The 19,870-nt window shown below is 61.7% G+C and carries 19 protein-coding genes; 15 read left to right on the top strand and 4 right to left on the bottom strand.

What is annotated here, in order from left to right:
• The 12 genes from HMPREF3173_RS16390 to HMPREF3173_RS16335 all read left to right on the top strand — a co-directional run.
• Positions 1 to 1,843, top strand: a 1,843-nt coding sequence (locus HMPREF3173_RS16390; protein ID WP_070574565.1) for an FdhF/YdeP family oxidoreductase, incomplete at its 5' end; no start/stop codon positions are given.
• A 64-nt stretch (positions 1,844 to 1,907) separates the two neighbouring features.
• Positions 1,908 to 3,299, top strand: coding sequence for a cytochrome ubiquinol oxidase subunit I (locus HMPREF3173_RS16385; protein WP_070574563.1), 1,392 nt, complete (start codon positions 1,908 to 1,910; stop codon positions 3,297 to 3,299).
• Between the two features lie 15 nt (positions 3,300 to 3,314).
• Entirely contained in the window at positions 3,315 to 4,331 is a 1,017-nt protein-coding gene (cydB, locus tag HMPREF3173_RS16380) for a cytochrome d ubiquinol oxidase subunit II (protein WP_070574561.1), read from the top strand.
• Between the two features lie 126 nt (positions 4,332 to 4,457).
• Positions 4,458 to 5,396 (top strand): Dyp-type peroxidase, encoded by a 939-nt coding sequence (locus tag HMPREF3173_RS16375; RefSeq protein ID WP_070574559.1) that lies wholly within the window; start codon positions 4,458 to 4,460, stop codon positions 5,394 to 5,396.
• A gap of 273 nt (positions 5,397 to 5,669) precedes the next feature.
• Positions 5,670 to 8,519: an HD domain-containing phosphohydrolase gene (locus HMPREF3173_RS16370; protein ID WP_070574557.1), complete on the top strand. Its 2,850-nt coding sequence runs from the start codon at positions 5,670 to 5,672 to the stop codon at positions 8,517 to 8,519.
• Between the two features lie 200 nt (positions 8,520 to 8,719).
• Entirely contained in the window at positions 8,720 to 8,926 is a 207-nt protein-coding gene (locus HMPREF3173_RS16365; protein ID WP_070574555.1) for a tautomerase family protein, read from the top strand.
• A 65-nt stretch (positions 8,927 to 8,991) separates the two neighbouring features.
• Entirely contained in the window at positions 8,992 to 9,702 is a 711-nt protein-coding gene (locus HMPREF3173_RS16360) for an SDR family NAD(P)-dependent oxidoreductase (protein WP_070574552.1), read from the top strand.
• A gap of 115 nt (positions 9,703 to 9,817) precedes the next feature.
• On the top strand, positions 9,818 to 10,741 hold the full coding sequence (locus HMPREF3173_RS16355) for a LysR family transcriptional regulator (RefSeq protein WP_070574550.1): 924 nt from the start codon (positions 9,818 to 9,820) through the stop codon (positions 10,739 to 10,741).
• Between the two features lie 200 nt (positions 10,742 to 10,941).
• Entirely contained in the window at positions 10,942 to 11,406 is a 465-nt protein-coding gene (locus HMPREF3173_RS16350) for an HvfA family oxazolone/thioamide-modified RiPP metallophore (protein ID WP_070574548.1), read from the top strand.
• Between the two features lie 62 nt (positions 11,407 to 11,468).
• The gene (locus HMPREF3173_RS16345) at positions 11,469 to 12,314 is read left to right on the top strand and encodes an HvfB family MNIO-type RiPP peptide maturase (protein WP_070574546.1); all 846 of its coding nucleotides are present in this window, start codon (positions 11,469 to 11,471) and stop codon (positions 12,312 to 12,314) included.
• Positions 12,307 to 13,092: an HvfC family RiPP maturation protein gene (locus HMPREF3173_RS16340; protein ID WP_070574544.1), complete on the top strand. Its 786-nt coding sequence runs from the start codon at positions 12,307 to 12,309 to the stop codon at positions 13,090 to 13,092. The genes HMPREF3173_RS16345 and HMPREF3173_RS16340 overlap by 8 nt, the downstream gene beginning before the upstream one ends.
• A 131-nt stretch (positions 13,093 to 13,223) precedes the next feature.
• The gene (locus HMPREF3173_RS16335; RefSeq protein WP_070574542.1) at positions 13,224 to 13,514 is read left to right on the top strand and encodes a hypothetical protein; all 291 of its coding nucleotides are present in this window, start codon (positions 13,224 to 13,226) and stop codon (positions 13,512 to 13,514) included.
• 49 nt (positions 13,515 to 13,563) lie between these two features.
• Here the strand turns inward: HMPREF3173_RS16335 and HMPREF3173_RS16330 are convergent, their stop codons facing one another.
• The gene (locus tag HMPREF3173_RS16330; protein ID WP_070574540.1) at positions 13,564 to 14,457 is read right to left on the bottom strand and encodes a LysR substrate-binding domain-containing protein; all 894 of its coding nucleotides are present in this window, start codon (positions 14,455 to 14,457) and stop codon (positions 13,564 to 13,566) included.
• A gap of 111 nt (positions 14,458 to 14,568) precedes the next feature.
• On the opposite strand from HMPREF3173_RS16330, the gene HMPREF3173_RS16325 reads away from it, so the two are divergent.
• Both HMPREF3173_RS16325 and HMPREF3173_RS16320 read left to right on the top strand, forming a co-directional pair.
• Positions 14,569 to 15,021 (top strand): PACE efflux transporter, encoded by a 453-nt coding sequence (locus tag HMPREF3173_RS16325; protein ID WP_070574538.1) that lies wholly within the window; start codon positions 14,569 to 14,571, stop codon positions 15,019 to 15,021.
• A gap of 79 nt (positions 15,022 to 15,100) precedes the next feature.
• A complete protein-coding gene (locus HMPREF3173_RS16320; RefSeq protein ID WP_070574536.1) occupies positions 15,101 to 15,517 on the top strand; it encodes a RidA family protein in 417 nt (138 codons plus the stop codon).
• A 124-nt stretch (positions 15,518 to 15,641) separates the two neighbouring features.
• Here HMPREF3173_RS16320 and HMPREF3173_RS16315 read toward each other — a convergent pair whose 3' ends face one another.
• Positions 15,642 to 16,241, bottom strand: coding sequence for a TetR/AcrR family transcriptional regulator (locus tag HMPREF3173_RS16315; RefSeq protein ID WP_070574534.1), 600 nt, complete (start codon positions 16,239 to 16,241; stop codon positions 15,642 to 15,644).
• Positions 16,242 to 16,264: 23 nt separating this feature from the next.
• Positions 16,265 to 16,861 (bottom strand): NAD(P)H-dependent oxidoreductase, encoded by a 597-nt coding sequence (locus HMPREF3173_RS16310; RefSeq protein ID WP_070574532.1) that lies wholly within the window; start codon positions 16,859 to 16,861, stop codon positions 16,265 to 16,267.
• A 363-nt stretch (positions 16,862 to 17,224) separates the two neighbouring features.
• Between HMPREF3173_RS16310 and leuA the strand changes: the two genes are divergently transcribed.
• The gene (leuA, locus tag HMPREF3173_RS16305; protein WP_070574529.1) at positions 17,225 to 18,919 is read left to right on the top strand and encodes a 2-isopropylmalate synthase; all 1,695 of its coding nucleotides are present in this window, start codon (positions 17,225 to 17,227) and stop codon (positions 18,917 to 18,919) included.
• Between the two features lie 18 nt (positions 18,920 to 18,937).
• On the opposite strand, the gene HMPREF3173_RS16300 is transcribed toward leuA, so the two are convergent.
• A complete protein-coding gene (locus HMPREF3173_RS16300; protein ID WP_043211831.1) occupies positions 18,938 to 19,852 on the bottom strand; it encodes a LysR family transcriptional regulator in 915 nt (304 codons plus the stop codon).
• Positions 19,853 to 19,870 lie beyond the last annotated feature (18 nt).

The raw sequence follows: 19,870 nt of genomic DNA, 5'->3' as shown, positions 1-19,870 counted from the left end.
GGCGTACCTGTACCAGCTGTTCGTGCGGGCCTACGGTACCAACAACTTCCCGGATTGCTCGAACATGTGCCACGAAGCCAGTGGCGTGGGCATGGGCGAATCCCTCGGTGTGGGCAAGGGCACCGTGGTATTCAACGACCTGGAAGAAGCTGACGCGATCTTCGTCATTGGGCAGAACCCCGGCACCAACCACCCGCGCATGCTCGAACCACTGCGCGAGGCGGTCAAGCGTGGTGCCCAGGTGATCTGCTTCAATCCCCTCAAGGAACGTGGCCTGGAGCGTTTCCAGCATCCGCAGCATCCGTTCGAAATGCTCAGCAACGGCTCAGAGCCGACCAACACCGCGTACTTCCGTCCGGCGTTGGGCGGCGACATGGCGGCCATGCGTGGCATCGCTAAGTTCCTGCTGCAGTGGGAACGCGAGGCCCAGGCCAAAGGCGGGCCGGCGGTGTTCGACCACGCCTTCATCGAGGCGCACACCTCGGGAGTGGACGCCTACCTGGCAGTCCTGGATGCCACGTCCTGGGAGCATATCGTCGAGCAGTCCGGCCTGAGCCTGGCCGAGATCGAGCTGGCCGCGCGCATGTACCGCAAAGCCGAGCGGGTGATCATGTGCTGGGCCATGGGCGTGACCCAGCACCGCCACTCGGTCCCGACCGTGCAGGAGATCATCAACCTGCAACTGCTGCGCGGCAACGTCGGCAAGCCCGGCGCGGGCCTCTCGCCGGTGCGCGGTCACAGCAACGTGCAGGGTGACCGCACCATGGGTATCGACGAACAGCCGCCGGCGCGACTGCTCGATGCGCTGCAGTGGCGCTTCCAGTTCGAGGTGCCGCGTGAGCATGGGCACAACGCGGTACTCGCCATCAAGGCCATGGAAGAGAAACGGGCCAAGGTGTTCATCGCCTTGGGCGGTAACTTCGCCCAGGCCACACCCGATACACCGCGCACCCATGCGGCGCTGCGCAACTGCGAGCTGACAGTACACATCGCCACCAAGCTCAACCGCTCGCACCTGGTGACAGGCCGTGATGCCTTGATCCTGCCGTGCCTGGGCCGCACCGAAATCGACCTGCAGGCCGAAGGCCCGCAAGGCATCACGGTCGAAGACACGTTCAGCATGGTGCACATCTCCCACGGCCAGCTCAAACCCCGCTCGCCGCACCTGCGCTCGGAGCCGGCGATCATTGCCGGCATGGCCAAGGCGACCCTGGGTAACCATCCGATCGATTGGGAATGGGTGGTCGGCGACTATGCCCGCATCCGTGACCTGATCGCCGACACCATTGTGGGCTTCCAGGATTTCAATGCCCGACTGCAGCAACCGGGCGGTTTCCACCTGGGCAACGCGGCGGCCGAGCGCGAATGGAACACCGCTACCGGCAAGGCCCAGTTCACGCCCAGCGAACTGCCGGTGCACCTGGTCAACGAGACCGTGCTCGAACGCGGCGAGCGGCCCGATCTGATTCTGCAGACCCTGCGTTCGCACGATCAGTACAACACCACCCTGTACGGCCTGGACGACCGCTACCGGGGCGTGTTCGGCCTGCGCGAGGTGGTGTTCGTCAACGAGGCTGACATCCGCCGCCTGGGCTTTGAGCCCGGCGAGCACGTGGACATGGTGTCGCTCTGGGAAGACGGCCGTGAGCGGCGTGTATCGGGCTTTCAGTTGGTGCCCTACGACCTGCCTGAAGGTCAGGCCGCAGCGTACTACCCGGAAACCAACCCGCTGGTGCCCCTGGAAAGCTACGGCGACCGGACCTACACGCCCACGTCGAAATTCGTCGCCATCAGGCTGGAAAAGGCACGGCCGGACAACCTGATCCACACCGTTGCCGAATAACCCTCACGTTCCCCTGTGCACAGGCCCTGGTCGGTAACGGCCGGCGGCCTGCAAGGATATTGTCATGTCGAATCTAGATGCGTTGGACCTGGCGCGGATTCAGTTCGCCTTCACGGTCTCGTTTCACATCATCTTTCCCGCCATCACCATTGGCCTGGCAAGCTTTCTGGCGGTGCTCGAAGGCTGCTGGCTGAAGACCAGCAACGCGGTCTACAAGGACCTTTATCACTTCTGGTCGAAGATCTTCGCCGTCAACTTCGGCATGGGCGTGGTCTCGGGCCTGGTCATGGCCTACGAGTTCGGCACCAACTGGGCGCGCTTTTCCGACTTCGCGGGCAGCGTGACCGGGCCGTTGCTCACCTATGAGGTGCTGACGGCGTTCTTCCTGGAGGCGGGCTTCCTGGGCGTGATGTTGTTCGGCTGGGACCGGGTAGGGCGCAAGTTGCACTTCTTCGCCACCATCATGGTGGCCATCGGCACGCTCATCTCGATGTTCTGGATTCTCTCGTCCAACAGCTGGATGCAGACACCGCAAGGTATCGAGATCGTCGATGGCCGTGTCGTGCCGATGGACTGGTTCAAGATCGTCTTCAATCCGTCGTTCCCGTACCGCCTGGCGCACATGGCGTTGGCCGCATTCCTGTCGACTGCGTTGTTCGTGGGCGCCTCGGCCGCCTGGCACCTGCTACGTGGCCGCGATACGCCACAGGTGCGCAAGATGCTGTCGATGGCCATGTGGATGATCCTGGTGGCCACGCCTGTGCAGGTCGTGGTGGGCGATGCCCACGGGCTCAATACCCTGGAGCATCAGCCGGCCAAGATCGCAGCCATCGAAGGTCACTGGGAAAACATCCCGGGCGAGGCCTCGCCACTGGTGTTGTTCGGCCTGCCGGACATGGACGCCGAAAGGACCCGCTACAGCCTTGAGGTGCCTTACCTGGGCAGCTTGATCCTGACCCACAGCCTGGACAAGCAGATTCCGGCGCTCAAGAGCTTTGCCAAAGAGGACCGACCCAACTCCACGATCATCTTCTGGAGCTTCCGGGTCATGGCTGGACTGGGCATGTTGATGCTGGCCTGTGCACTGCTGGCACTGGTGTTGCGCCGAGGCGGCGCCCTGTACCGCAACCGACTCTTCCTGTGGTTCGCCTTGCTCATGGGGCCTTCCGGCCTGATCGCCTTGCTCGCCGGGTGGTTCACCACCGAGGTCGGCCGTCAGCCGTGGGTGGTCTACGGCATGTTGCGCACCACGCAGGCGGCGTCCAATCACAGCGCTACCCAGATGAGCATCACCCTGGCGCTGTTCGTCCTGATCTACTTCTCGGTGTTCACGGTGGGTATCGGCTACATGATGCGTCTGGTACGCAAAGGGCCGAAAGCACATGAGGAGCACGTATCGCCTGAGCAACCGGGCCAACTTGCGACAGCGCGTCGTCCGCTGTCGGTAGCGGATTGATAGGGGAGCGCAAGCATGGCAATTCAAGGTATCGATTTGTCGGTCATCTGGGGCGTGATCATCGCCTTCGGCCTGATGATGTACGTGATCATGGATGGCTTCGACCTGGGCCTGGGGATCCTGTTTCCTCTGATCAGCGACTCCAGCGAGCGCGATGTGATGATGAACACCGTCGCGCCGGTCTGGGATGGCAATGAAACCTGGGCGGTGCTGGGGGCCGCGGCGCTGTATGGCGCATTCCCGCTGGCGTACTCGGTGATTCTCGAGGCGCTGTACCTGCCACTGGTGCTGGTTTTGGCCGGGCTGATCTTCCGCGGCGTCGCGTTCGAGTTCCGCTTCAAGGCGCATCCGCGCAAGCGCCATCTCTGGGACAAGGCGTTCATCGGCGGCTCGGTGCTGGCCACGTTCTTCCAAGGCGTTGCCATCGGCACCTATATCTCGGGCATCCCCGTGCAGAACCGCCAGTTCGCCGGCAGCGCGCTGGACTGGCTGGCGCCGTTCCCGCTGTTCTGCGGCGTGGGCTTGATCCTGGCCTACGCGTTGCTCGGCAGCACTTGGTTGCTGATCAAGACCGACGGCATGCTGGAGTCGCGCATGCGCCATTACAGCCGTCCGCTGCTGTACTTGCTGGCAATGGTGATCGTGGTGATCTGTGCCTGGACGGCCTGGCTGCACGCCGACATTGCCCAGCGCTGGTTCGCCGGCAGCCACTGGATCCGCTCTGCGCTGATTGCCGGTTTGGCCGTGCTGGCGGTGGTGGTGATCCAGAAGACCCTGCGCAAGCGCCATTCGCATTTGCCATTCATGGGCGTGGTGACCTTGGTGTTTCTCGGCTACCTGGGGCTTGCGATCAGCATCTGGCCGAACATCGTGCCGCCTTCGATCAACCTCTGGCAGGCCGCCGCCCCGCTCACAAGCCAGCTGTTTGCCTTGATGGGCGCGCTGTTCATCATTCCGATCATCCTGGCCTACACGTTCTGGAGCTACCACGTGTTCCGCGGCAAGGTCAAAGCGGGGGATGCTTACCACTGACCGCGCCTGGTGTTTGGGCGGGGCCTCTGGCTGGCCTGTGCTATACCGATAGACCAAGCCTGCGCCGCACAGCCGTGCGCAGGCGAAGGTTCCTGCTAGCTGACTGTCAACAAGGCGAAAGCTGTGATGAACATTTCCGAGATCGACCCCCAGGCTGTCGAAACCCCGATCACCCGCAGTGCCATTTTCCTCGTGGCTACCTTGAACCCCGGCGACGCCAGCCGGGATTGCGTCCGCGGCTTGTGCGGCGACCTTGCCGGGCTGGTTCGCTCGGTGGGCAAACGGGTACCTTCGGGCAACTTGTCCTGCGTCGTGGGTTTTGGTGCGAGCGTGTGGGATGTACTGTTTCAGGTGCCGCGTCCGGCGTCGTTGCATCCGTTTCGTGAAATCGGCAGTGGCGATCGCGTGGCGGTAGCCACTGCCGGGGACATTCTGCTGCACATCCGCGCCGAACAGATGGACCTGTGCTTCGAGTTGGCTGCACAGATCATGAAGCGTCTGGAGGGCGCCGTAACGGTGGTCGACGAGGTCCAGGGCTTTCGGTACTTCGACATGCGCAGCATCATCGGTTTCGTCGATGGCACCGAGAACCCAACGGGCCGCGAGGTCGGCAAGTTCACCCTCGTCGGCGACGAAGACCCTTCGTTCGCGGGCGGAAGCTACGTGCTGGTGCAGAAGTACCTGCACGACATGACCGCTTGGAACGGGCTGTCCACGGCGGAGCAGGAACACATCATCGGGCGCACCAAGCTTTCGGACATTGAGCTGGACGAGTCGGTAAAACCCAGCAACTCGCACAGCTCGCTGACCACCCTGGAAGAAAACGGCCAGGAGGTGAAGATCCTGCGCGACAACATGCCGTTCGGGCGCCCTGGGGCAGGGGAGTTCGGCACCTATTTCATCGGGTATGCCCGCTCGCCGGCGCCGATCGAGCAAATGCTGGAGAACATGTTCATCGGCAAGCCGCCCGGCAACTACGACCGGCTGCTGGACTTCAGCCGTGCCGTCACCGGCGGGCTGTTCTTCGTGCCGTCGGCGACGTTCCTGGCCCTATGCGAACAGTGACCGGTTGATACGACAGCGCCCACGTGACGACGTGGGCGCTGTCGTATCCGGAACGTGCTCGATGTGTCCTTATCGCCTTTGCGAGCCCGCGACTGAGCGGCGCTGAGCAAGGGCTACACATCGGGCCAGCACGATTGCGTTGGCTGATTACACTGTTGGAAGCGCCACACATGGAGTACCTGGGATGGGCTGTGTGCTGATCGTTGTCGCTCGCCAGTCGGCGGGCCTTGTGTCCGGGGTATGTGCGGCCAGGTGCCCAGGGGGGCTGCGGCGATGAACACCCCCGGGCGTGGCCTTTCTTTGCAGCTTCTGGTGGCGCTGGCAATCATGCTGGGCATGTTGCTGCTGGGCGCAGGCCTGGCCTGGCAGGGCTACAGCGGAGTCCGACAGACCCTGCTGGCTGCCGCTGGGGATACTGCCCAGCAGGTGGGCAAGACGATCGACGAGCGTGCCCGCCGGCTGGTCGATCCGGTACAGAGCAGTCTGCGGTTGCTGGCCGCCGATCCGCTCGCCGGCGACCTGGCCCAACGCCTGGAGCGGCTCCCGCAACTGGTCGAGAGCCTGAATGCCAACAAAATGCTCAGCGCCGCCTACGTGGGTTACGCCAATGGCGAGTTCCTGCTCGTGCGCAGGCTTCGGGAGCCTCAGCTGCTCGAGCGTTTCGCGGCGCCACCTGGCACGGCCTTCCTGGTGCAGAGCGTTAGCCGGCAGGCGGGCGGGTCGATGTCGGGCCAATGGCGATTCTATGACCGCCAACTCAACCTGCTCCAGGCCCAGGACAAGCCGGACTACCAGTTCGATCCACGCGCGCGCCCGTGGTTCGTCGAGGCTTCAGGGCAAAGCACCACTGTGCTGACCCGCCCTTATGTGTTCTTCACCACCCGCGAGATCGGCATGACCCTGGCCCAGCGCAGCGTCAAGGGCGAGGCGGTGATCGGCATGGATGTCTCGGTCGATGACCTGGCCAGCGAAAGCCGGGACCTGCGCATGACTGCAGGGACCGAGCTTGCGGTGATCGACGATCAAGGCAGCGTGGTGGCCTATCCGGATCTCAAGCGGGTCATCGTGCACGAGGGCGAGACGGTGCGCTTGTCGCGCATCAGTGAGCTGGGGATTCCCAGCCTTGCGCAGCTGTATGCCGACCAGTCCCAAGGCACCAGCCCCAAGCGTTTCCAAGTGGGCGGGGAAGCCTGGTACGGCATGCGTGTGCCGCTCACCAGCTTGGCCGGGCAGGACTTGCAGGTGCTGATCGCCGTGCCTGGCCATGAACTGTTGGCGGGTGCGCGCAAGGTGTTGTTCGAGCAGTTGCTCTGGACCGCGGCGCTGATGGCCGTTTTGCTGGTGCTGGGCGGCTTGCTCGGCCAGCGTATCGGTCGTCCGTTACGCCTGCTGGCCGAGCAGGTGCGCGGCCTGGCAGGTTTCGACTTCAGCCGCGAGGTGGGGGTCAGGTCACGGGTGTCGGAGGTGCGCGAGCTGAGCCAGGTGCTCAGCCGCATGTCCGGGACGATCCGCAGCTTTCAGGCGATCACTCTCACGCTCAGCCGTGAGAGCCAACTCGAACGCATGCTCGAAGGCGTGTTGGCGCACTTGGTCAATGCCGCCGGCGTGCACGCCGGAGCGGTCTACCTGTTCGATGCGGAGCCTGCGCAGTTGCGCCTGGCCACTTGCTGCGGTAGCGAGGCCTATCCAGCGCAGCTCCAGATTCAAGCGGACGATCACCGGGACTTGGCGGCAGTCGTCAGTCATGCCCTTGAACTGTCTGGGCGCAGCCTGGCGGTCGTGCTCAACGACCGCAGTCAGGCGCTGCTCGGTATCCTGGTGCTGCAACTGGAAGCTGATCAGACAGGCGAAGAGGTGGGGCAGCCATTTCGACGCTTTGTCGAGGAGTTGTCCGGCGCCGCGGCCGTGGCCATCGAAACGCGTCAGTTGGTCGAGGCTCAGCAACGCCTGCTCGATGCCATGATCAAGTTGTTGGCCGATGCCATCGACGCCAAGAGCCCCTACACGGGAGGTCATTGCGAGCGGGTGCCGCAACTGGCCCAGATGCTGTTGGACAAAGCCGTGCAGGCCGACAGCGGCCCTTATGCCGACTTCACCCTGAGTGATGCCGAGCGCTATGAGTTCCATGTCGCTGCCTGGCTGCACGACTGCGGCAAGGTCACCAGCCCCGAATACGTGGTGGACAAGGCGACCAAGCTGGAAACCCTCTATAACCGCATCCATGAAATACGCATGCGCTTCGAAGTGCTCTGGCGCGATGCCGAGCTCGATTACTGGCGGGGGCTGGCCAGCGGCGCGGATCAACCGCCACTGCAGCGCACGCTCGAGCGCGCCCAGGCCGAACTGCAGGAAGCGTTTGCCTTCGTTGCCAAGGCCAACATCGGTGGAGAGTCCATGCAGGAGCAGGACATCGAGCGGCTGCAGCGTATCGGCCAGCGGCGTTGGCAGCGGCACTTCGACAATCGCCTGGGACTCTCGCGGGACGAGGAAGAGCGATTGGCAGGTATTCCTCCCGTGCCGTTGCCGGCCGATGAGCTGCTGCTGGCTGACCGCGATGATCACCGGATGCCCTGGGGGGCGCGCAAGCCACCTGTGGCCAAGGATGACCCGCGCAACATCTGGGGCTTCGACATGCGCCTGCCGGCTCATGCCAGTAACGCCGGTGAGCTGTACAACCTGTCGATCCGCCGCGGCACGCTCAACGAGGAGGAGCGCTTCAAGATCAACGAGCACATCGTGCAGACCATCATCATGCTCGACTCACTGCCGTTCCCACGTCATCTCAAGCGTGTCTCGGCCATCGCCGGCAGCCACCATGAGCGGATGGATGGCGCGGGCTATCCGCGCCGGCAGGGCAGGGATGACTTGGGGATTCCTGAACGGATCATGGCCATTGCCGATATCTTCGAGGCTCTGACCGCTGCCGATCGGCCTTACAAACCGGCCAAGACCCTGTCCGAGTCGGTGAAGATCCTGGTCACGATGGCCCGCGACAACCACATCGACGGGCAACTGTTGCAGTTGTTCCTCACTAGCGGGGTGTACCAGGAATACGCGCAGCGGTTCTTGCGTCCCGAGCAGATCGACGAGGTGGATGTGTCGTATTGGGTGGGGCAGCTTTAACGTGTAACTGGGCTGTATCGGTCCGATCAGCCCACCCTTGGCGACGCCCGTTAAGACGCGGTCGCTTGCCCGCGCTATTTGATACACCGCATCACAAATGAAGTGCTCCGGCCTGTATTTATCCTTCCACGGCAACTTTCTACAGTCTTCTCCACCTGCTGCCCCGTCATTCCGACACCGCAGCGAACGGAGAGCACATCATGCCTTTCATCAGCGTACGTATCACTCGCGACGGCGTCACCCCGCAGCAAAAGGCCCAGGTGATCCAGGAGATCACCCAAACCATGGAGCGTGTCCTGAACAAGGACCCAGCGCTCACCCATATCGTGATCGAAGAGATCGACACGGATAACTGGGGGTACGCGGGCATGACCACGACGGCCTATCGCAAGCAGCAGGCGCAGTGAGCTGTTCGCGCAAAACGCTAGCGCAACGCTTTTCCTGAACTCATCGCTTTGACCGAGGAATCACCATGAACACTTCAAGCAAGGTCGTCATCGTCACCGGCGCCTCTCAAGGTATTGGCGCAGGCGTCGTCAAGGGCTTCCGCGAACGCGGCTGGCAGGTGGTCGCCACCTCCCGCTCCATCCAGCCGTCGAGCGACCCTGGCATCCTGACCGTCGCCGGCGACATCGCTGACCCGCAGACCGCCGAGCGCGTCGTTGGCGAGGCGATCGCCCGCTTCGGGCGGATAGACACCCTGGTCAACAATGCCGGCATCTTTGTCGCCAAGCCGTTCACCCACTACACCCATGCCGATTACGCGCAGGTCGTGGCGACCAACATGAGCGGCTTTTTCTACATCACCCAGCAGGCGATGGTGGAAATGGAAAAACAAGGGCGCGGCCATGTCGTCAGTATCACCACCAGTCTGGTCGATCATGCGATCGACGGAGTGCCTTCGGTATTGGCGTCCCTGACCAAGGGCGGGATCAATGCGGCGACCCGATCCCTGGCGATCGAATATGCCAAGCGCGGCATTCGGGTCAACGCGGTCTCTCCAGGCATCATCAGAACGCCGATGCATGCTGCTGAAACCCACGAGGCGCTGGGCAAGCTGCACCCGGTCGGTCATATGGGCGGGATTGACGACATCGTGCAGGCGATCCTGTACCTGGAGGGCGCAGGTTTCGTCACCGGCGAGATCCTGCATGTCGACGGTGGCCAGAGCGCAGGCCATTGATCCGAAGGCGGCTTTACCGGCTCGCACGGGCGGTAAAGCCGTTGGGGTCACGATGCTTTTCTGTTGCCGGGTGTGGTAAAGATCTGCCTCAGGATCTTCCTACCCGGTACCTGTGATGAAGCGCCATTTCGACGATTTGCAGTTGGGCAGCATCGAATTGTTCTGTCTGGCTGCAGAGGCCGGTAGTTTCACTGCCGCGGCCCAGCTTGCCGGTGTTACCCCCGCGGCGGTCAGCCGCTCGATTCTTCGTCTGGAGAAGCGACTGGGGTCGCGACTCTTTGCCAGAACCACCCGCAGCATCCGACTGACCGAGGCCGGGCGAACCTTCTTCGAGCAGTGCAGCCAGGCGCTCAGTCAACTGGTGGAAGCCCAGCAAACCGTCATGGGCGCGCAGGCGACACCGTCTGGGCGTTTGCGTATCAGCCTGCCGACCACCTACGGGCATCACCGCATCCTTCCGTTGCTGCCGCTATTTCGCGAGCGCTATCCGCAGGTCACCGTGGAGATTCACCTGGGCAACCGGAACATCGACTTCGTGGCGGAGGGGTACGATCTGGCGATCCGGGTCAGGGCTCAGCCAGATTCGACGCTGGTCGCGCGCTTGCTCGAAGACGCCAAGCTGGTCGTGGTGGCCTCGCCTGCGTATCTGGCCAAGGCCGGCACACCGCAGGTGCTTGAGGATCTGGAGGCTCACGAGTGCATTCAGTTCGAGCTGCCCAGCAGTGGGCGGCGGATTTCGTGGCTGTTCCAGGAGCAAGGCCGGGAACGAGAGATCTTCACCGACGGTGGCTATGCCTGCTCCGACGATGTCCTGGGCGGCGTCACGCTCGCTCAACATGGTGCGGGGCTGTTCCAGACCTACAAGTTCATTGTCGAGCAACAGCTGGCCGATGGTCGTCTGGTCGAGGTTCTCGATGCTTTTGGCGGGCGTTCCCGGCCCTACACCTTGCTGTATCCCCATGGGCGCTCCATTCCTCAGCGGGTCAGGGTCTTCGTGGACTTTCTGCTGCAGTACCGCGAGCAATGGGCAGCGCTGTAATCCGACGCCGGGGCTGAATGTATCTCTGTGTATCTAAGCGCCTGCTTGCAAGGCTTCGCTTACAAATGCCGCTACCTGCGGATACGTGCGCGATACACGCGTGAGGCCAAATGAACCTGCCTGAACGAAACGGCCCTAGGCCACGTTCCCAGGCACGTTCGCCCTAGCGGCCAATCGCATAGATATTTCGGAGAATCACCATGTCCCGTTCCCAGTTCCCAAGCAAGACTCGCCTCGGCCTGCTCACCATCGCCCTGGTCGGAGGCATCAACATGACATCCGCCGCCTTCGCCGTGGACGCAATGCCCCAGGGCTATCAGCTTGCTTCCGCGCAAAAAGCCGGGGAGGGCAAGTGTGGTGAGGGCAAGTGCGGTGCCGATGGCGCCCAGGCCAAGGCGACCCAGGCCGAAGGCAAGTGTGGGGAGGGCAAGTGTGGCGATGCCTCCTTCGCCCGTACCGACACTAACGATGATGGCCGGGTTTCGCGTGCCGAGCTGCTGGCGGTCGCGCCCAAGGCCAATGCCGAGTTCGATGCCATCGACGCCAATCACGACGGCTTCCTCTCCGAGGGTGAGGTGTACCAGTTCCGCAAAAACCAGTTCGACACCAACGGCAAGCCATTCCCTTCCGATCTGTACAGCAAGTTGAGCCAGGCCAGGAACTGACTTCGCTGGTCTCCTCCCCGAGCCCGCAGGCCGGGGAGGCGACAGCCCCCAGGAGATCACCCATGAGTACTTCGTTTGCCTTGCACGGTGCCGGGCTCGGCCTGCGTCGGTCGCTTTTGCCTGAGCTGCTGAACATGGATGTTGGGGCGGTGGATTTTCTCGAATGTGCGCCGGACAACTGGATCGGCGTCGGCGGCGCCTACGGTGAGAGCCTGGCCCGTCTGGCCGAGCGCTTCCCGCTGTCCTGTCACGGCCTTTCGTTGTCCCTTGGTGGCCCCGAACCGCTGGATCATGAGTTCCTGCGGCGCATCCGCGCCTTTCTCGATCGGCATGATGTCCCGCTGTTCAGCGAACACCTGAGCTATTGCAGCGATGACGGCCATTTGTATGACTTGATCCCCATGCCCTTCACCGATGAAGCGGTGCGCCATACTGCCAAGCGCATTCGTGAGGTTCAGGATGCCCTCGGTCGACGCATCGCTGTGGAGAACATTTCCTACTATGCGGCGCCTTACCAGGCGATGTCCGAGATCGATTTCTTGTGCGCGGTGCTGAATGAGGCCGACTGCGATCTGTTGCTGGACATCAACAACCTGGTCGTGAACGCCTGCAACCATGGTTACGACACTGACGCTTTCCTTGCCCGTGTCCCAGCCGGGCGGGTGGCTTGCCTGCATGTGGCCGGTCATTACGATGAAGCGCCTGATCTAAAGATCGATACCCACGGTGCTGCGGTGCAACATGACGTCTGGCAATTGTTGCACAGCGCCTACCAGTACCTGGGGGTGGTGCCGACTTTGCTGGAGCGCGATTTCAATTTCCCGCCACTTGCCGAACTGCTCGGCGAGGTGGAGGCCATCCGGACGCTGCAGGCCACCGCGCAAGCGCCGGAGGTGCGTCATGGCTGAGACTTTGCGCGAACAGCAACTGTGCATGAGCCGTTTCATTCGCGATCCGCACGCCAACCCTGCACCGCCTGGCATCGAAGCGCGGCGCCTGGCGGTGTACCGACAACTGTTTCTGGGCAATATGCGGTCGCTGCTGGCTGGCAGCTTCCCTGTGCTGAGCGACACGTTGGCCCAGGCGCAATGGCAATCGCTGACTGCGGATTTCTATGCCAGCCACCGCTGCAAGACGCCGTTGTTCACTGAAGTGGCAGGCGAGTGGGTCAACTACCTGGAGAGCCGCGCCGACCTGCCGGGCTGGGTCGCCGAACTGGCCCACTATGAATGGGTCGAGACCCTGTTGTTGCTTAGCGACGCCGCCGACGCGTCCCATGATCCAGAGGGCGACCTGCTCGACGGTGTGCCGCTGCTATCGAGCCTTGCCATGCCCTTGGCCTACGCCTGGCCGGTCAGCCATATCGGCCCTGACCACATTCCGCTGGCAGCACCAGCCGAACCCACGTTGTTGCTGGCGCGACGCGGTGCAGATCAGAAAATCCACTTCGCGCGGCTTGCGCCGTTGGCCCATGCGCTGCTGGTGTCAATGCAACAGCAACCGCTCACCGGTCGGGAACACCTCGCCGTGGTAGCTGATTGGGCGGGTGTCGAACGAGCGGCTATCGAATCCCAAGGGAGTGCGTTGCTCCATAATCTCAAAGCCCAAGGCGTCGTAATCGGCACTGCGAGAGACCCAGCAGGTAGCGACCTCCGGCTGCCGGCTGGGAGGGTCGTGGCGTTTTGAGCCACAAATGCCGGGCCTGTGGTTGTTAAGGCGTTTGGTCCGAAATTGCGGCAAAAAATGCATACCGTGCCGATGCCTGCCACTCATAAATGAACACAGATCTTCCTGTGTTCGACTTGAGGTAAGCAATCATGGCTAACAATCAAGACAACCGTGGCGACCAAGGCGGCAAAACGACCGGTGCCGGTCAACAAGGTGGCCAGGGGGCAGGAGGGATGCCCAATCAGCAAAAAGGCGGGCAGGAATCCGGCCGCAAGCCTGAAGACAAGATGAACAAGGACTGGGATCGCTCCAGGGATTCGGGAAGCCAGGGCGGGCAGTCGGGCCAGAACACGACCGACCAACAGAACCCCGCGCAGAAAGACCGCATGGGTGGGCAACAGTCGCAAGGCGACACTGAAAAGTGGGACAAAGACCGCTGATTGCCTTTGAACCGCGCCGGGGTGGATAAACCGCCCCGGCGCACCGGATTCACGCCGTGGTGGCCGCCGCCGCTTCTTCTAACCACGTCAGCAAAGCTTTCATTTCGTCCTGTCGTTCTCGGCCCGGCACGCACACCGCCATGTAACGTGGCCCTGGCAGACTGATTTCGGGCCTGAAGATCATCAGTTCACCTCGCTTGAGGCTATCTGCCACCAGTACGTTGCTTGCCAGCACCAATCCATGGCCCGCGATGGCGGCAGCCACTGCATAGTGCTCATCATCGAACTCACGCATGCGCGCCCGTCCCAACCAGTGCGCACAGCCGGCGGCTGCACACCAGCTTTGCCAATTGATCGTGTCGCCTTGCGGGATCTGCCAGCGGAGGTCTATCAGCTGCAGTTGGTCCTCATCCAGGCGGGCCAGTACAGCTGGTGCGGCATAGACCGAGAAGAATTCGTTCATCAGCGGCTGGCTGAACAGCTTCGGATCTGGGCGGCTGACGGCTCGAATGGCCATGTCGACGCTGGAGTCACGTAACAGGTCCACCAGCTCGTTACGGGTGTCGACCCGTATGTCCAGCTGCGGGAAAGCACGATAGAAACCGCCGAGCCTTGGGATCAGCCAGCTCGCGGCCAAACCGGGCGTCGTGGTGAGGGTGAGGGTCAGCGAAGTGGTTTTCGGCAGGAAGTGTTCCAGGCTCCGGCTGATATCCAGGAACGCTTGGTGGACCTGGCGATACAGCTGTTCGCCTTGCTCGGTCAGTGCCACGCCTTGCCCGGAGCGCTCGAACAGCAACGTGCCAAGCCGAGCCTCCAGCGCCTTGACCTGGTGGGAAATGGCCGCCGGTGTGACAGACAGTTCCTCGGCGGCGGTCTTGAAACTGCCTAGGCGTGCCGCAGCCTCGAAGCTGCGCAGCGCGTTGAGCGCAAGCGTGGAGAACACCCACCACCTCCCTGGATGAATTGGATTGGGACCGGCTCAATTTATCTCATTTTTCCTGGTTTTCATCGGGCGCTAAGGTGAGCGGCACTCGCTCATCATAGGTGCATCGTCATGCAAGGCCCTCTTCGAAAAGTCGTACAGGCTGTGCTTTATGAAGCCATCGCCGTCGCCGTTCTGTCCCCTGCCATCGCCCTGGTCTACAAGAATGGCTTGGCGCATGCCGGTGCACTGTCGTTGATGCTGTCTGCCAGCGCCTTGCTCTGGAACGTGGTGTACAACTACCTGTTCGAGTTCTGGGAGAGCCGTCAGGCGAACCGGGCGCGTACTGTCGGAAGGCGTCTGCTTCACTCGGTGGGGTTCGAAGGCGGGCTGGTGGTGCTGTTGGTGCCCTTGGTCGCCTGGTGGCTGCAGATCTCGTGGTGGGCCGCATTGGTGACCGATCTGGGGTTGTTCGTGTTTTTCTTCTTTTATGCGCTGGCGTTTCAGTGGAGCTTCGACCGTGTGTTCGATGTGCCTCTGTCGGCGCAGGGCAAGGCGCCGGCCGATGCGTGCACTGGGCCTTGAAAGCGCCTTCGGGCTGCACGCTTGACCTTAGGTTAACTCGAGGTTTCAGAATGCCCGCTCTCACCACTGGAGTAGCCCTATGTTCAAAGATTCTCGTCCTGTGTTCGAGCTGTCCAATCCAGCTGGGTTGTATGACCCGCGCGATAATGGATATTCCCACGTCGCGGCAGTGGCGCCTGGGGCCAGGCTGTTGTTCATCGCTGGGCAAGGCGGTGAGGATGTCCATGGGCGACTGCCATCGGCGTTCTCTGAGCAGGCCAGGCAGGCATTGGCCAACCTGAGCACGGCACTCCAATCGCAGGGCGCATGCTTGCATCAGGTGTTCAAGCTGACCTTGCTGATCGTCGATCACGATGAGCATCGCCTGCGCGAGTGGGTCAGGGAGGTGGATCGGGTCTGGAAGGACAGGGCGCCCGTCTGTACGTTGATTCCGGTGTCACGACTGGCGCTGGATGGGATGCTTGTGGAAATCGAGGCGGTGGCTGCTTGTAGCTGAGCGGCATTCGCGAAACCGTGGGGGCACAGGCTTCGCCCACGTCCATTGGATTGCGACAACTAAATTGAGCAAGACCATTTCTTGCACTTTGATCGCGGTAAGCGTTGTTGCAGTGTGTCGCAGTTCAGCCGCTGCGTTTGACCATGCCCAGTATGGTCTGGAGCAGCTCTTCCTTTGCCTGCTCTGCAGTGATGTCTCCTACTACCGCAGCATCGGACAGGGCGTCGGCGGCGCCAAGCATCGCCCACAGGCTAGCGCTCGATAGGCCAGCAGGGCCGGCGAAGGGCGCAAACACGTCCGCACATTTTTGGATGAACGCTTTCTGATATCGGCGTTTGACGGCCGCAAGCTCCGGAGATCCACTGAGTGCCGCCAGGACCCCTTGGATCTCACGCCCTTGTGTCAGCACGCAATCGACATAGGCAGCGGCGAAGATACGCGCTTTGTCCGTCAACGTGGGCTCGGCGGTTGCGACGGCGGCATCGAAAAGGGCTGTCTGGCGAATGTCGTAGTCTTCGTACAGGGCGGCGAGCAGGCCATTGCGGGTTCCGAAGTGATCGTAAACCACAGGTTTGGTGATGCCTGCCACATCGGCCAGGCGACCCAGCGTGAGGGCATCCGTACCCTCATCGCCGATCAACGCCCAGGAGGCCTCCAGTAACTGGCGGGTGCGGGCTTCTCGGGGCAGGCGTCGGCGCGAAGGCACGGAAGTCGGTGAAGTCATGCTGCGGATTGTCCCACTCTTGTTCAGTGCTGGGAAGTTGCCATACCGGCGCCTATCTTGTACGCAGTCTCCAGATGAACCTGCGGATAACCCTCATCCGATGCCAGAAGCAAGGTGGAGCTGTGCACACGGGCTCCGCAGTAATCGAAAATCCCGTGGTCGATCTGGGTCTTCATCGCAGGCCCGTAGCCGTGTCGAGTGAAGGTCCCTTCATCGGCGCCGCCAACGGCAACCAGGTGAACCTGCAGACGCTGCAGCTTTTTCACGACTTTGCCATCGCCACTGTCCTCGTAGGCCCAGCCCATCGAAAACACCCGATCAATCCAGCCTTTGAGCAAGGCAGGAAATGACCACCAATAGATCGGGTAAACAATGACCAAGGCATCGGCACGATCCAGTCGCTCTTGCTCACTGGCCACGTCAGCAGGCACTGCGGCTTGTTTCATGAAGAGCGCTTGATCCTCTTGGTTGAAACGCGGATCGAAACCTTCGGCCGCGAGATCTGCAAATTCACTAGTGTGCAGCGCGTCTGAAGCGGCTATGCCCAGGGCGACGTGCCGGGCAATGGCATGAGTCAAGGAATCGGGATTGGGGTGGGCGACGACGATCAGGCTGTGCATGGCGATACTCCGGCAGTTTGGCGAGCGGCTGTCGAGACCATAGGTGTCCGCTGGCTGTTAGCTACGAAAAGTAACCTACCATTGGTAACTTGTCGAATATCTTGCGCAGTGCCGGGCGACGGTACCGGTTTGTAAGGTCGATCACTGTAGAACGGTGTTGCGGTAGAAGAATTCTTGTTTTTGAGCTATGCGGCTATAAAAACTCAATTATGTGAAATAAATAGCAATATATGTTGGGTGTTTGGCATTTGTGAGCGAAAAAACGCAATCTTCCTGAAGCGGTCAGGGTTTAGATTGGATCCAATGTCGCTCCGGTTCTGTTCGGGCGGCTACACAGCAAACCCAGGCAGAGGAGAAGCCGCCATGATGTTGAAGGATCCTTCCCGTAAGTATCGCCATTTCGCCACAGTCAATTTGCCAGACCGCCAATGGCCCAATCGCGTTCAAAAGGCCGCTCCCCTGTGGTGCAGTGTCGACATGCGTGACGGTAACCAGGCACTGATCGAGCCGATGAACGCTGAACGCAAGCGGCGTTTTTTCGACTTGCTGGTGAAAGTCGGTTTCAAACAGATTGAGGTAGGTTTCCCGGCCGCCTCACAAACCGACTTCGACTATGTGCGTGAATTGATCGAGAGCGGCGCCATTCCTGAGGATGTCACTATTCAGGTCATGACCCAGGCGCGCACTCACCTGATCGAACGTACTTTCGAAGCGCTCAAGGGCGTGCCACGGGCCATCGTGCATGTTTATAACGCCACTGCTCCCGTGTTTCGTGATGTGGTGTTCGGCGTGGATCGGGCTGGCTGCATCGAGATTGCCACTCAGGCCACCCGTGAGATCAAGGCGCTGATGCAGGCCAACCCGCAGACGCAGTGGACTTACCAATATTCGCCTGAAACCTTTTGCTTCACCGAGCTCGACTTTGGTCTGGAAATCTGTGAAGCGGTGATCGATGTATTCGAACCGACACCAACCAACAAGATGATCCTGAATCTGCCCACTACCGTGGAAGTCTCCACCGCTAACGTGTTCGCTGACCAGATCGAATGGTTTTGCCGCCATGTACGCAAGCGCGACAGCGTGATCATCAGCGTCCACCCGCACAATGATCGTGGTACTGGCGTGTCTACCGCCGAGCAGGCCTGCCTGGCAGGGGCCGAGCGGGTCGAGGGGACGTTGTTCGGTAATGGTGAGCGTACCGGTAATGTCGATCTTCTGACCTTGGCGATGAACCTCTATACCAGTGGCATCAGTCCAGAGCTGGATTTCTCCGACATCATCCACGTCCAGCGCGAGGTCGAGTTCTGTAACCAGTTGCCGACCCACCCACGTCACCCCTACGCGGGAGAATTGGTATTCACGGCATTTTCCGGCTCTCATCAGGACGCTATCAAGAAAGGCTTCGCCCGCCGTCAAAGCGATCCCGACGGGTTCTGGGAGGTTCCGTACCTGCCGATCGATCCGGCCGACATGGGGCGTAGTTATGAAGCCGTCATCCGGGTCAACAGCCAGTCAGGCAAGGGTGGTGTGGCCTATCTGCTGGAGCAGCAGGGTATCGTCCTGCCGCGCCGGTTGCAGATGGAATTCAGCGGGCTGGTGCAGCAGGTTGCCGATAGCGAAGGCAGGGAGATCACCCGTGAGATGATTTGGTCGTGCTTCACCGAACACTATCTGGAGCAGGGCAATCCATACACCTTGCTGCAACCGGTGCTCGCCACGGACGAAACCCGTACGTACCTTGACGCACAACTGGCAATTGACGGTGAGCACCTGGCGCTTGCTGGCGAAGGCAACGGCCCATTGGCCGCGCTGGTCGATGCGCTTGCCCAACAAGGTCTGGCCTTTGATATTGCCGATTACCACGAGCACGCTGTGCGTGATGGCGCCCAGTCCGAAGCCATCGCTTACATCGAGATACGTGTCAACAACCAGCTGCTGTTTGGAGTGGGCAGGGACGGCAGCGTGCTCCAGGCATCACTCATGGCTGTCGTGAGCGCTGTCTGCCGTGCCACGCGTCTGGGATTGCTCAAGTCTCTGAGCGTAACCGCCACGGCTTAGGCAGACCGCGCTTGGCGATCAAAGGCTGTCAGGATCGCCGAAGAACATCTGAATCCGCGACCTCAACCACCGCTCGGCCGGGTCGTTGTCCTGTGCGCCGCGCCAGGCCATGTGCAGCTCGAAGGTGCGCACGTCCAAGGGGAGGTCTTCGGCGCGCAGGCCGCCGGCGGCGGTCAGTGCGTCGGCGGTGTAGTCGGGCACCGTGGCGACGATGTCGGTGCCCGCCAGCAGGCTACCCAGGCCGTTGAACTGCGGCACGGCCAGAACCACATGGCGCTTGCGGCCGATCTGTTCGAGGGCTTCGTCGATGAAACCGGACAGATCGCCTGCGAACGACACCAGGGCATGGGGCCGTGCACAGAAATCATCGAGGCTCAGGCTGCCGGGCATGCTGTCGGCGCGCAGCAACTTGGGCTGGCTGCGGCGCAGGATCTTGCGCTTTGCGTTGGCTGGCAATTCATTGGTGTAACTCACGCCTACCGAGATTTCGCCGGAGGCGAGCAATGTGGGCATCAGCAGGTAGTTGACCCGACGTACCACCAGCACGATGCCCGGCGCTTCGGCGCGAATCCGTTTGAGCAACAGCGGCAACAGGGCGAATTCGGCATCGTCGGAGAGGCCGATGCGAAACACCGAGGTGCTGGTGGCTGGGTCGAAGTCGGCGGCGCGGCTGACGGCCGTGGAGATCGAGTCCAACGCCGGCGAGAGCAGGGCGAAGATCTCATGAGCCCTGGCCGAGGGCTCCATGCTGCGGCCGGTACGCACGAACAGCGGGTCATCGAAGAGGGTACGCAGGCGCGACAGGGCGGCACTGATCGCCGGTTGGCCGAGGAACAGTTTCTCGGCGGCACGGGTCACACTGCGTTCGTGCATGAGTGTCTCGAACACGATCAGCAGGTTCAGGTCTACGCGGCGCAGGTCGTTACGGTTCATCGAAGAGTGCTCGGCCTA

The sequence above is a fragment of the Pseudomonas sp. HMSC08G10 genome (assembly GCF_001808425.1).
Lineage (GTDB): Bacteria > Pseudomonadota > Gammaproteobacteria > Pseudomonadales > Pseudomonadaceae > Aquipseudomonas > Aquipseudomonas guariconensis.
The sequence above is the reverse complement of the archived record's forward strand: the minus strand, read 5'-3'. Positions and strand labels throughout refer to the sequence as shown.